General features: G+C 64.1%; 14 protein-coding genes. 4 read left to right on the top strand and 10 right to left on the bottom strand.

Annotation, left to right across the window (positions count from 1 at the left end; all coding sequences use genetic code 11):
* Positions 1 to 192: 192 nt before the first annotated feature.
* On the top strand, positions 193 to 1,425 hold the full coding sequence (locus UB31_RS25790; RefSeq protein ID WP_245306058.1) for a phosphorylase family protein: 1,233 nt from the start codon (positions 193 to 195) through the stop codon (positions 1,423 to 1,425).
* Between the two features lie 19 nt (positions 1,426 to 1,444).
* Positions 1,445 to 2,185, top strand: coding sequence for a sulfate transporter family protein (locus UB31_RS25785; RefSeq protein ID WP_045004772.1), 741 nt, complete (start codon positions 1,445 to 1,447; stop codon positions 2,183 to 2,185).
* Positions 2,186 to 2,191: 6 nt separating this feature from the next.
* Here UB31_RS25785 and UB31_RS25780 read toward each other — a convergent pair whose 3' ends face one another.
* The 3 genes from UB31_RS25780 to nth are packed head-to-tail and all read right to left on the bottom strand — an operon-like array spanning position 2,192 to position 5,760.
* A complete protein-coding gene (locus tag UB31_RS25780; protein ID WP_045012889.1) occupies positions 2,192 to 3,820 on the bottom strand; it encodes an MFS transporter in 1,629 nt (542 codons plus the stop codon).
* A complete protein-coding gene (locus tag UB31_RS25775) occupies positions 3,807 to 4,943 on the bottom strand; it encodes an HlyD family secretion protein (protein ID WP_045012888.1) in 1,137 nt (378 codons plus the stop codon). Before UB31_RS25775 ends, UB31_RS25780 begins: the two co-directional genes overlap by 14 nt.
* A 58-nt stretch (positions 4,944 to 5,001) precedes the next feature.
* Positions 5,002 to 5,760, bottom strand: coding sequence for an endonuclease III (gene nth, locus UB31_RS25770; protein ID WP_045012887.1), 759 nt, complete (start codon positions 5,758 to 5,760; stop codon positions 5,002 to 5,004).
* Between the two features lie 22 nt (positions 5,761 to 5,782).
* On the opposite strand from nth, the gene UB31_RS25765 reads away from it, so the two are divergent.
* On the top strand, positions 5,783 to 6,316 hold the full coding sequence (locus tag UB31_RS25765; protein ID WP_045012886.1) for a DUF2244 domain-containing protein: 534 nt from the start codon (positions 5,783 to 5,785) through the stop codon (positions 6,314 to 6,316).
* Positions 6,317 to 6,371: 55 nt separating this feature from the next.
* Entirely contained in the window at positions 6,372 to 7,268 is an 897-nt protein-coding gene (locus UB31_RS25760) for a methylated-DNA--[protein]-cysteine S-methyltransferase (RefSeq protein ID WP_045012885.1), read from the top strand.
* Between the two features lie 110 nt (positions 7,269 to 7,378).
* Here the strand turns inward: UB31_RS25760 and UB31_RS25755 are convergent, their stop codons facing one another.
* The 7 genes from UB31_RS25755 to dnaJ form a co-directional block, all read right to left on the bottom strand.
* Positions 7,379 to 8,002 (bottom strand): 2,3-bisphosphoglycerate-dependent phosphoglycerate mutase, encoded by a 624-nt coding sequence (locus UB31_RS25755; RefSeq protein ID WP_045004762.1) that lies wholly within the window; start codon positions 8,000 to 8,002, stop codon positions 7,379 to 7,381.
* Positions 8,003 to 8,085: 83 nt separating this feature from the next.
* Positions 8,086 to 8,901 carry a 4-hydroxy-tetrahydrodipicolinate reductase gene (gene dapB / locus UB31_RS25750; RefSeq protein WP_045004760.1) on the bottom strand — a complete coding sequence of 272 codons (816 nt, stop codon included), beginning with the start codon at positions 8,899 to 8,901 and terminating at the stop codon, positions 8,086 to 8,088.
* A gap of 265 nt (positions 8,902 to 9,166) precedes the next feature.
* Positions 9,167 to 9,478, bottom strand: a complete 312-nt coding sequence (locus UB31_RS25745) for a DUF1330 domain-containing protein (protein ID WP_045004758.1) — start codon at positions 9,476 to 9,478, stop codon at positions 9,167 to 9,169.
* 28 nt (positions 9,479 to 9,506) lie between these two features.
* Complete coding sequence (gene pyrF, locus UB31_RS25740; RefSeq protein WP_045012884.1) at positions 9,507 to 10,217, bottom strand: orotidine-5'-phosphate decarboxylase; 711 nt, start codon at positions 10,215 to 10,217, stop codon at positions 9,507 to 9,509.
* A gap of 6 nt (positions 10,218 to 10,223) precedes the next feature.
* The gene (locus UB31_RS25735; protein ID WP_045012883.1) at positions 10,224 to 10,802 is read right to left on the bottom strand and encodes an NADPH-dependent FMN reductase; all 579 of its coding nucleotides are present in this window, start codon (positions 10,800 to 10,802) and stop codon (positions 10,224 to 10,226) included.
* Positions 10,803 to 10,859: 57 nt separating this feature from the next.
* Complete coding sequence (locus UB31_RS25730; RefSeq protein WP_045004753.1) at positions 10,860 to 11,459, bottom strand: class I SAM-dependent methyltransferase; 600 nt, start codon at positions 11,457 to 11,459, stop codon at positions 10,860 to 10,862.
* Between the two features lie 93 nt (positions 11,460 to 11,552).
* The gene (dnaJ, locus tag UB31_RS25725; RefSeq protein WP_045012882.1) at positions 11,553 to 12,680 is read right to left on the bottom strand and encodes a molecular chaperone DnaJ; all 1,128 of its coding nucleotides are present in this window, start codon (positions 12,678 to 12,680) and stop codon (positions 11,553 to 11,555) included.
* Positions 12,681 to 12,729: the final 49 nt, after the last annotated feature.

Here is a 12,729-nt window from a genome sequence, read left to right as displayed (position 1 = left end):
TTCAGAATAGTTCTTCTTTGACAGGTGAAATCCTCCACGAGCAAAAATCGACACAGAATCGGTCAGTAGCCCCGACCATTCGATGTCAAAGAATTCGATTTTAGATTGCAACCGCCGGCCACCTTGGCCGACCAATGAAAGACGTTTGTCAAAATCAGACGCGTGTGAAAATCAATTGGCGGAGACGATGCAATGCCGGCCGATCGCAAATGGGTTCAGAGAAATCTTGGGTTCGATCCGATCACGACGCCGCCACCGCGCGAGACCTTTACGGTCAAGCGTATCGCGGACGTCGCCGTGAAGAAGACCGCGAAGGTCAATGCGGAGGACTTTCAACGCGAGATCATCGATTTCGATTCCGAATCGAGCGAGGGCCGCGCGTTCCTTGCCTTCTCGACCGCGACCGGCCTGTCGCGCTTCACCGACATTCCCTGGCCCAAGGGATTGGCGCCGCAAACCGGACCGAAGCCGAAAGGCGACGGCAAGGGCCCGTTGCCGCGCGCGGACGTGCTGGTCGTGACCTGGACCGTCGACGAAGGCCACGCGCTCAGCCGCGTGCTGACGCCGGGCAAGGATTCCCGCAACGACTACGTGCCCTACACGCATAATTACGCTGCTATCTCCAAGAAGATGCGCAACGGCTGTCCGGCGATCGAGGCGAAGCGGCTCGGCACCTACTGGACCACGACGATCGGCAAGAAGAAGGTCGTGATCTTCAAATCCGACTCGCACATGTCGCAGGACGGCCCGCAGCTGCCGAACATCGACGTCTGGCGTCAGATCATCACCGAGGTACAGCCGACCCTCGTCATCACCACGGGAACAGCCGGCGGCATCGGCAAGCAGGTCGAGGTCGGCGACGTCATCGTCAGCCCGATCGTCCGCTTCGACTGCCTGTCGAAGTTCAAGAAGCAGCCTTTTGCCCAGGAGCATTTCTCCAGCAAGTCGGCCAAGACGACGAAATTCGCGGTCGCCAAGACGCTGTTCAAGGCCAATGCCGGGCAATTGCCGAAGGACAACACCAGGGCGCCGAAGATTTTCGTCACCAAGCCCAGCGACCTGTCGTCCTCCGTGGTCACCACCGACTTCTTCGGCTTCGACACCTCGGACGATCATTTCCATCTCCAAGGCCTCGGCGACGTCTCCGAGATGGGCGACGCCATCCTCGGGCTGGTGGCCCAGGAGATGGGCGCCAAGGCGCCGCGCTGGCTCGCGATCCGCAACGTCTCCGATCCGCAGATCAAGGCCGAGGGCACGCTGAAGCAGCAGGAGCAGATCGCTGCCCAGATCTACAAGGGATTTGGTCGCTGGAGCACGGTCTGTAGTGCCATCACCTGCTGGGCCAGCATTGTGGCCGAGCCGCAGGCCGCAACAGGTCAGCGTCCCTTGCCGAAGCGCCCTGGGGTGTCTACCTCTCGCAGGTGATTTCGTGAGGGGAAGTTCCATGCTGGATGCCGCCGTCAAGGCGCTGTCGCAAATGATCTCGCCGCCGATGCGCTCGATCCTGTGGCGATCGATCAGCCTTGCTCTGGTGCTGATCGTCGTGCTGGCGATCGGCTTGCAGCGGCTGCTCAGCTGGTTTGCCACCTATGGCGAGGTCTGGCTCGAGGGCCTGCTCGGGCCAAGCTGGCATTCTTCGCTCGAAATTTTTGCCTGGATCATCTCGATCGCGGCCGGTCTTGGCGTGGTGTTCGGCAGTGTCTTCCTGATGCCCGCGATCACCTCGCTGGTGGCGAGCCTGTTCGTCGACGACGTCGCCGAGATCGTCGAGCGCGAATATTATCCCGCCGAGCGGCCGGGCGTCGCTCTGCCGTTCAACCAGGCGATCTACGAGGGCATCAAGACCGGGCTGTTGACAATCCTGGTCTATCTGATCGCGCTGCCCTTCGTGTTCCTGGCTGGCGCCGGCTTCCTGATCTTCTTCCTCGCCACGGCCTGGCTCCTGGGCCGCGAATATTTCGAGCTCGCCGCGATGCGTTTCCGCTCGCCGGAGGAAGCCAAGGCGATGCGCCGCGACAATGCCGCGACCATCTTCACCGCCGGCCTGATCATCGCGGCTTTCGTCTCGATCCCGATCGTCAATCTGGCGACGCCGATTTTTGGCATGGCCTTCATGGTCCACATGCACAAGCGGTTGTCAGGTCCGCGGCCGGAGCTGATCGAGCCCGCGCGGCAGATGCGGTGACGGCGACTACGCGACCCGCACTCCGCATTTGCGCAGCAGCATCTTGGCGAAGCCGAACGGCGCCGGCGTGAACGGGCCGGGCGGCGCGCGGGTGATCAGCGCGATGAAGCCGAGCGCGGCCATCGCCAGCCAGAAGCACAGCCAGAAACCATCGATATAGGCGAGCACATTGGCCTCGCGCTGCACGAAACTTGCGAGCGTGCCGACCGCGCGTGCCTGCGCCGAGCCCGCGCCGTGGGCCGCGAAGTGATCTGCAAGCTGCTGGAGCGCGCGCACGACATTGACGTCGCCGACCTCGAGGTTCTGGCCGAGATAGAAGGAATGGACCTGCTCGCGGACGCGCAGCCACGTTCCCATCAGCGCCACGCCAATCTCGGCGCCGCCGAGCCGCATGATCTGGATATAGGCGGCAAAGGCCGTGGCCCGGCTGGGGTCGGAGTTCGACACCGCCAGGATGATGATCGGCAACAGCGTCGTCGATTGACCGACCGCTTGCAGCAGCACGATGCCGATAAAATCCTCGCGCGCCCAGTCATGGGTGAGCTGGGTGCCCCAGAGATTGGCGGCGGCAAAGCAGGCAAATCCCAGCACCGTCACCACACGCGCATCGAAATGCCGGAGCAGCCAGATCGAAATCGGCACCAGCACGAACATCGGTAGCGCGCCATAGGTGAGCAGCAGCAGCCCGCTCTGCTCCGGTCTGAGCAGGATGACATTGCCGAGGAAGTTCGGCACCAGCGATGAGTTGGAGAGGCTCGTCAGGGTGTAGAGCAGGATCACGACCAGCGACAGCCCGATATTGCGCGAGAACAGGACGCTCACATGCGCCCACGGCTGGCGAGCCAGCACCTCGTTGATGACGAAGGCCACGAACAAGACACCACCGCCGACCAACAGCGCCATCACCGTGCCGGAGCCGAGCCAGTCCAACCGATTGCCCTGGTCGAGGCCGGCATAGATCATCCCGACCGAGGCGCCGAGCAGCAGCATGCCGCCCCAATCGGCCTCGCGCAGCAAGGCGCGGTTGACCGGGTCGTTCGGCGTGCCGAGATAGACCATCAGGCCCATCAGGGGCGCGATCACGACGCTCTGCCAATACACCCACTGCCAGCCGAGATGATCGACATAGAAGCCGACCAGTGATGACGAGGTATCGAGCGCAAAGCCGACACGGATCGAATAGAGCGCGATCGCCGGCAGCCACCAGCGGATCGGCAAATTGCGGAACACGATCATCAAGGTCGCCGGCACGAACGTACCGAGCAACAGGCCATGCACGACGCTGAGCGCGATCAGCGTCGGATAGTCGCGCACGAACGGAAGCGTCAGCGAGACCGCGGCATAGACCAGGCTCGGGATGCCGAGCACACGCCGCAGGCCGAACACGGTCGCAAGCCACGCCACCGCCGGCGCGATGAAGATCTGCGAGCCGATGCCGGCGGTAGAAAGCCAGGCGCCCTCGTCGAAGCTCAGCGAAAACGCGCCGCGCAAATCGGGCAGGCCGACCGTGGTCAGGCGGCTGTCGAAATTGGCGAGGAACGAGCCGAGCAGCACCGCCGCCACGGCGAACAGCGGCTGTGGCGCGACGCCGCCGCGCGAGACCGGCCCGCGATCGGCGTCGTTATTTTCCGCCATTCGCGCCCGCGGTGTTGATGCTGGTGACAACCGACATGCCCGGCACCAGCCGCGTCAGCAAGGGCTGGTTGTCATCGAGCTGGATGCGTACGGGAATGCGCTGCACGACCTTGGTAAAATTGCCGGTGGCGTTGTCAGGTGGCAGCAGCGCGACCTGCGCGCCGGTTGCGGGGGCGATGCGCTCGACCTTGCCGCGGAGCTTTTCGCGCGGAAAACTGTCGACTGTGATCTCGACCGGCTGGCCCGGTGAAACGTGCGTGAGCTGGGTCTCCTTGTAGTTCGCGATCACATAGACTTTCGGCAGCGGCACCACGTTGATGAGATTGGTGCCGATATTGACGTAATCGCCGGGTTGCACCTGACGCTCGCCGACGACGCCATCGAACGGCGCCGTGATCTTGGAATAACCAAGCTTGAGCTTCACACTCGCCAGCGTCGCCTTGGTGGCGTCGAGATCGGCGGCGCGCTGCTTCCTGGTGCCTTGCAGGACTTCGAGCTGATGCTGCTGGGCGGCGATCACGGCGCGGCTGGCGCGTACATCGGCCTGCGCCTTGGCGTAGCCCGCGACGGCTTGTTCGAAGCGCTGCCGCGTGCCGGATTCGGTTTGCGTCAGCGATTGCTGGCGATCCTGCTCCTGCTTGGCCTCGACCTCAAGCGCCTCCGCCGACAGTCGCGAAGCTTCGGCCTGCGCGATCGTCGCATATTGCAGCTCGATCTGGTTGGCGAGATTGTCGAGCACGGCTTGCGCCGCGGCGACCGCGGCTTCGGACTGCGCGACCTGGGCTTCGTAATCAGCGGGATCGATCTGGATCAGGAGGTCGCCGGCCTTGACGCGCTGGAAGTCGGTCACCGCGACAGTCAGCACTTCGCCCGAGACGCGGCTCGCAAGACGGGTCAGCTCCGAGCGGACATAGGCATCGTTGGTGGTCTGGACCACCGCATTGCCGACCCATTCGTCGAAGCGCAGCGTCGCCAGCGCGACGAAGGCGAGCGCGACGATCACGGCAAACAGCGGAATCGCGAGCCGGCCCCAGAGCGAGCTCGCCGGCGGCAGTGCCGGCTTGGGCGCCGCGGCTGGTGCGGCGGCAGACGGGGGCGGCGAGACTTGTTCCTGCTCACTCACGACATGACCTCAAAACCAACTTGCTTCACATCGTTCCGGAACGACGGCGAATATTGCCTCACACCGTCTTCTCCGGCCACCGGCAAAGATCGTTGATCAGGCATACCTCGCAGCGCGGCTTGCGCGCGAGGCAGGTGTAGCGGCCATGCAGGATCAGCCAGTGATGCGCATGCAGCATGAACTCGGACGGGATCACCTTTTCGAGTCCAAGCTCGACTTCGAGCGGCGTCTTGCCGGGCGCGAGCCCGGTGCGGTTGCCGACGCGGAACACGTGCGTATCGACCGCCATGGTGTGCTCGCCGAAGGCCATGTTGAGCACGACATTGGCGGTCTTGCGCCCCGCGCCGGGCAACGACTCGATCTCGGCGCGCGTGCGCGGCACCTCGCCACCGAACTCGCTGAGCAATTTTGCCGACAGCCCGATCACGTTCCTGGCCTTGGTGCGGTAGAGGCCGATGGTCTTGATGTATTCGCGCAGCCGCTCCTCGCCGAGATCGAGCATTTTTTGCGGCGTGTCGGCGACCTCAAACAATGCGCGCGTCGCCTTGTTGACGCCGGCATCGGTTGCCTGCGCCGACAGCACCACGGCAACCAACAACGTGAACGGATTGACGTGCTCGAGCTCGCCCCTCGGCTCAGGATTGGCCTTGCGGAAGCGGCTGAAGACTTCGTGGATCTCGGCCGGGGTCCAAGGTTTTGTAGATTTGGGTTTGAGGGCCTTGGTCTTTACCGCCTTCGGCTTCGCTGCGGCCGTCTTTGCCGTTTTCTTCGTCACGGCCACTTTGCGCGGGGCCGGCTTGCGGATGATTTTCGCCATGATCGGGATATACTGAGGGACGATGAGCACAGGCAACGAAATTGAGCGCAAAGACGCTGAAGATCCGCGCGAGGTGGAGATCCTCTCTGCGCGGCTGACGCCGCATCGCTCGCTGAACCGCACCGGTTTCCTCGCCGTGATGCTGTTCCTGAGCGTCGTCAGCTTCGTCACCGGCATGGTCTTCCTGATGATGGGGGCGTGGCCGGTGCTCGGTTTCTTCGGCCTCGACGTGCTGGTGGTCTGGTGGGCCTTCAAGGTCAATTTCCGCACCGCGCGGGCGAGCGAGGAGATTGTGGTCACGCCGTCGGAGCTGCGCGTGCGCCGCGTCAGCCATCGCGGCCAGGTCGCCGAATGGACTTTCAACCCGCTCTGGGTCCGCCTCGACCAGGAGATCGACGAGGAGTACGGCATCGAGCACCTCTATCTGATCTCGCGCGGCCGCCGGATCCAGATCGCCGGCTTTCTCGGACCGGACGAAAAGGCTAGTTTTTACAAAGCCTTGGTTGATGCGCTCAACGCCGCAAAGCGCGGCCCGATCTATAATCCGGTCTCCTGATTCCGGATCGGAAAACGGGTGGTTTCGCGCCGCCGCCTCTCCTACATTTCCGGTCATGATGACACTCGCCATACATGACCAGCGCCTGGCCAAGCCGGGCTCCCAGAACGCCGCGCTGCGCGACTATGATTCCGTGCGCCGGGCCATTGCCTTCATCTCGGAGAAATGGCGCGCGCAGCCGACCATCGAGGCGATGGCGGATGCGGCCGGCGTCACGCCGGATGAGCTCCACCATCTGTTCCGCCGCTGGGCCTCGATCACACCAAAGGCTTTCATGCAGGCGCTGACCCTCGATCACGCCAAGGGGCTGCTCAGGGATTCCGCGAGCATCCTCGACGCCGCGCTGGACTCCGGCCTGTCGGGCCCGGGCCGGTTGCACGATCTCTTCGTCACCCATGAAGCGATGTCGCCGGGCGAATGGAAGAACGGCGGTGCCGGTCTCACCTTGCGCTATGGCTTCCATCCCTCGCCCTTCGGCACGGCCATCGTGATCGCGACCGATCGCGGATTGTCAGGCCTTGCCTTCGCCGATCCCGGCGAGGAGAAGGCGGCGCTTGCCGACATGACGCGGCGCTGGCGGAACGCAACCTACGTCGAGGATCACGAGGGCACCGCTGCGCTCGCGCAACGCATCTTCGACACAAAACTGTGGCGGCCGGATCAGCCGTTGCGCGTGGTCATGATCGGCACCGATTTCGAGGTGCGGGTGTGGGAGACGCTGTTGAAGATCCCGATGGGGCGCGCGGTGTCCTATTCCGACATCGCCTGCAACATCGACAACCCGAAGGCCTCGCGCGCCGTCGGCGCCGCGATCGGCAGGAATCCCGTTTCCTTCGTCGTGCCCTGCCACCGCGCGCTCGGCAAGAGCGGCACGCTCACCGGCTATCACTGGGGCATCACCCGCAAGCAGGCGATGCTGGGCTGGGAAGCCGGGCAGGTGGGGATGCAGTAGGCACGCTGCCGTAGGGTGGGCAAAGCGAAGCGTGCCCACCATGCATCAGCGAAGGCGGAAGAATGATGGGCACGGCGCTATGCGCCTTTGCCCACCCTACGGGATCGTGCTCAACCCGCCAGATCCAGCTTCGACGCCACAGTCGAATCCGCATTGAGTCGGTAGATGATCGGCACACCGGTCGCGAGCTCGCGCTTCAGGATGCCTTCGGGCGAGAGCTTTTCCAGCACCATGATCAGCGCGCGCAGCGAGTTGCCGTGGGCGGCGACAAGGGTGCGCTTGCCGTTGAGCACGCCCGGCAGGATCTCCTGCACGTAATACGGCAGCGCGCGCGCGAGGGTGTCCTTCAGGCTTTCGCCGCCGGGCGGCGGCACATCGTAGGAGCGGCGCCAGATCAGCACCTGATCCTCGCCCCACTTTTTGCGCGCGTCGTCCTTGTTGAGGCCGGAGAGATCGCCATAGTCGCGCTCGTTCAGCGCGAGATCCTTCGACGTCGGCAAACCTTTCTGATCGAGTTCGCCGAGAATGAGATCAAGCGTGTGCTGTGCGCGCGTCAGCACCGAGGTGTAGGCGACGTCGAACACGAGGCCCTGTGCCTTCAGCTTGCGGCCGGCCTCGCTGGCTTCCTTCACACCTAGCTCGGTGAGATCAGGATCCTTCCAGCCCGTGAACAGGTTCTTCAGATTCCATTCGCTCTGGCCGTGGCGCACGAGCACGAGAAGACGTTCGCTCATTGACTGCTTTCCGTTCGGGTTATTGTTTGAGCATGATCTTGTCGGAAAACCGCTTCACACTTTTCCGGATCATGCTCTCTCGTTCAGATGTCGGCGAGGCCGAGCACGTCGGCCATGGAATAATGTCCCGGCTTCTTGCCATGCGCCCACAACGCCGCCTTCAGCGCACCATGGGCGAACAGCATGCGGTCTTCGGCGAGATGCGACAGCGTCAGGCGCTCGAAGGGGCCCAGGAATGTCACGCTGTGCTCGCCGGCCACGGTGCCACCGCGCAAGGAGGCAAAGCCGATGGCGCCGGGCTTGCGCGCGCCGGTGATGCCGTCGCGGCCACGCTCCGCGTTCTCCTCGAGCGAAATGCCACGGCCACTAGCAGCGGCCTGGCCCAGCATCAGCGCGGTGCCGGAGGGCGCATCGACCTTCATGCGGTGGTGAGTTTCCACGACTTCGATATCGAAGCTGTCGTCGAGCGCCTTGGCAACGCGCTTGACGATCGCGGCCAGCAGATTGACGCCAAGGCTCATATTGCCGGATTGCACCACGACGGCGCGGTTGGTGACGCTCTTGATCACAGCGTTGTCGGAGCCCGAAAGACCGGTGGTGCCGATGACATGGACGAGGCCGCGCTCGGCCGCGATCGCGACATTGGCGATGGTCGCCGCCGGCACGGTGAAATCCAGAATGCCGTCAGCATCCTTCGACATCGCCCAGAGGTCGGCGGACAGCTTGATCCCGTTGGCTGGCAGGCCTGCGAGCACGCCGGCATCCTTGCCGAGCAGCTCCGAGCCCGGCGCTTCCAGCGCACCGGCCACGACCGCACCTTTGGTGTCGGCAATCGCCCGCGTCAGCGCCCGGCCCATCCGGCCGCCGGCTCCAGCAACAATCAAGCGCATCTCGGACATGGTCTGATCCTCTCAGGTGCGTTGTAGCGGCGGGACGCAGTTCCGGCAACCGAGGGGGATCGGGCAGGCGCAGGCGCACGCCTAACTCTCCTGGAGGGCCGGCCGCTTGCGGCCATCCTTCGAGACGCCCGCCTACGGCGGGCCCTCAGGATGAGGTCGGAGTACATGGCAGCAAATTCGACGGGTGCCGATGCTGCTTAGCCTCATCCTGAGGAGACCGCAGAGCGGTCGTCTCGAAGGACGAGGCGCGCGCTCAGATCCCGCCTCAGCCATCTGACGGCTGCGGGCCGTCATAGCCCTCGATGATAATGAGGTCGGCGAGCGAGTGCGGTTGGCGCACCTTGATGTTGGCCTGGTATTCCGGCGAGTTGTAGCAGGCGATCGCGGTCTCGTAGTCCGGGAATTCGATCACGACGTTGCGCGTGCGGCTGGCGCCTTCGACAGTGGTGAACTTGCCGGCGCGGACGACGAAGCGAGCGCCCCATTTCTTGAAGATCGCACCATTCGCCACCGCGTAGGGCTTGTAGCCCTCGTCACTGTGCACGTCGACGCGTCCGATCCAGTAGCCTTTTGCCATTGTTCTTCTCCCTTTTTGATCAGCTTGATCAGCCGAGCGCTTGCGCGATTTCGGCCTGGATTGCGTCAGCCGCCGCCCTGGGGTCGGCGGCTTCGAGGATCGGACGACCGACGACAAGATAGTCGGCCCCCGCGGCGATCGCACGGCCCGGCGTCATGATGCGCTTCTGGTCGCCAGTCGGCGCGCCCGCGGGCCGGATGCCGGGCGTGACGAGGCTCATCTGATGGCCGACGATCTTGCGCAAGGCGCCCACTTCTTCCGGCGAACAGACGAGGCCGTCGACGCCGAGCACCTGCGCCTGCTGCGCGCGCGCTTCGACGAGTTCCGACACGCTGAGCCGATAGCCGGCCGCATGCAGATCGTCGTCGTTGTAGGAGGTCAGCACCGTGACGGCGAGGATCTTCAGGCTGGCGCTGCCGCGGCCTTCGACGGCGCCCTTCATGGTTTGCGGATAGGCGTGCACGGTCAGGAACGTCGCCCCCAGCTTGGCGACACTCTCGACACCGCGCATCACGGTGTTGCCGATGTCGTGCATCTTGAGATCGGCAAACACCTTCTTGCCCTTGTCGGCGAGCTTGCCGATCAGCGGCAAGCCGCCGGCATAAGCGAGCTGATAGCCGATCTTGTAGAAGGTGACGCTGTCGCCGAGCCTTGCAACCATCGCCTCCGCGGCCTCCGGGCTCGGCAGGTCGAGCGGGACGATCAGGCGGTCTTTCGGGGCGATTTCGGCTGGCGTCATGTCACCTCACATCATGCGTTGAGAAATGTCGATCAACTGCCGCACCATCTCCCTCATGGCGTCGATATCGCCCTGGTTCTTCAGCCTGTCCATATCGTCATAGGCCTGGTCGGCAAAGGCGAGCGTGAGCTGGCTGGCGATCACACTGGCGTGGCAGGAGGTCAGGATCAATCGCAACGCCCCAAGCGCTCGGGCCGCGCCAAGCCTGCTCTGCGAAGCGCCGGCGAGCGCGAAAGTACGGTTGCGGAAGACCTCGCCGCGTGCCTCGTGCGGATCCTGCACGCGGCTGACCCAGTCGATCGCGTTCTTCAACAGCGGCGGCACCGAGGCATTGTATTCGGGCGAGACGATCAGCACGCCATGATGCGCGCCGATCATGCGCTTGAGATTGACCGCGTGCTTGGGCACGCCGGACTTGGCCTGGAGATCGCCGTCGTAGATCGGCAGCGGAAAATCGGCGAGCGAGATGCGGGTGACGTCGACGCCGGCCTGGGCGAATTCATAAGCGGCAACCGCCCCCAGCTTCGCATTGTGCGAGCCGGTGCGGAGTGAGCCGGGAATGACCAGGATTTTCGGTGCGGACATCCGCTTCCATGCGTTCGGCGAAACAAACCCGCCGCGCAAAGAGGGAAGCCGGCGGAATTAGTCCTTGCGATACACCCAGACGCGGGCCGGCGGAAGGTTCATCCAGATCCGTTCCGAGGCCTCTGTGGACACGCCTGGCAGCGATTTCGGGATCGGCGGCACCACCGCATAGGTGAACTGTACGAAGGGGGCGCCGGGCGCGAGCGCCGTGAAGGCATCGCGGATGAGCCGCAGCCGCGTCAGCATCGGTTTTGTCACCAGCGGCAGGCCGGACACAACTGCGGAGGCCGGTGCGCTCAGCACGTTCCAGAGCGTGTCACGCAGGCGATAGGCGTCGCCCTGCACCACCTTGGCCTGCGGATAGCGATCGCGCAGCAAAGCGCAGAAGCCCGGATTGTATTCGACGAGGACGAGACGCTTCTGGTCGACGCCGCGCTCGACCAGCGCCGAGGTGATGGCGCCCGTGCCGGGGCCGAGCTCGACCACCGGTGCATCCGAGTTCATATCGACGTAACGGGCCATGGTCCGGGCCAAAAGCTTGCCCGACGGCATCACCGCGCCCATGTGGAGGGGCTTTTCGATCCACGATCTGAGAAAGCGCACCTCGTCATCAAGACGAGGCTTCTTCAACGCACGCGCGGACGACGGCAATGGCATGTCTGGACCGGACGGGACGAGACCGCGTGACCGCGGCGTGTCAGAAAATGGTCATAAACAGGTATAGGCCGAAAACGATACGGTCAAGACGGGTCAGTTCGCCCGATTACCGAAGAAATCCTTGACCTTGGTGAAGAACCCCTCGGATTCCGGCTGGGTATTGCCGGAGGAGAGTTTTTCGAACTCGGCCAGCAATTCCTGCTGCTTCTTGGTGAGATTCTGCGGGGTCTCCACCACGACCTGGACGTACATGTCGCCCATCTGGCGCGAGCGCAGCACCGGCATGCCTTTTGATGCAATGCGAAATCGGCGGGCAGACTGGGTTCCGGCGGGGACCTTCACCTTGGTCTTGCCCTTCTCGATGGTCGGCACCTCGAATTCGCCGCCGAGCGCCGCGGTCACCATCGAGATCGGCACACGGCAATGCAGATCAGCACCGTCGCGCTGGAAGAACTGGTGCTGGGCCAGCGACAGGAAGATGTAGAGGTCGCCGGGCGGGCCGCCGCGGACCCCTGCTTCGCCTTCGCCGGCGAGCCTGATCCGCGTGCCGTCCTCGACGCCCGGGGGAATGTTGACCGACAGATTGCGCTCGCGGGTGACGCGGCCCTGGCCCGAGCAGGACGGGCAGGCGTCCTCGATCATCTGGCCGCGGCCCTGACAGCCCGGGCAGGTGCGTTCGAGCGTGAAGAAGCCCTGCGACTGCCGCACGCGGCCGGCGCCGCCGCAAGTCGAGCAGGTCTTCGGCTTGGTGCCGGCCTTGGCGCCGATGCCCGAGCAGGCCTCGCAGGTGACCGAGACCGGAATCTCGATCTGCGCGGTCTTGCCGCCAAAGGCTTCCTCGAGGGTGATTTCCATGTTGTAGCGCAGGTCGGCGCCACGCTCGCGGCCGCCACGGCCGCGCTGTCCGGCCATGCCGAACAAATCCTCGAAAATGTCGGAGAAGGAGGAGGCGAAGCCCGCGCCGAAACCGGCACCGCCGCCAGGACCGCCCTGCTCGAAGGCAGCATGGCCGAAACGGTCATAGGCCGCGCGCTTGTCCTTGTCCTTGAGGACCTCGTAGGCCTCGTTGATTTCCTTGAAGCGGACTTCGCTGGTGTCATCCCCCGGATTGCGGTCGGGATGAAATTTCATCGCAAGCTTGCGGAAGGACGATTTCAGGACGGAATCGTCGGCGGAGCGTTCGACCTCGAGGGTTTCGTAATAGCAGCGCTTGGTGGACATGTCTGACCCGGTCTATCCAATCGCGATTCAAGTCGGGGCGAAACAACGC

The organism is Bradyrhizobium sp. LTSP849, assembly GCF_000938255.1.
Lineage (GTDB): Bacteria > Pseudomonadota > Alphaproteobacteria > Rhizobiales > Xanthobacteraceae > Bradyrhizobium.
The sequence above is the reverse complement of the archived record's forward strand: the minus strand, read 5'-3'. Positions and strand labels throughout refer to the sequence as shown.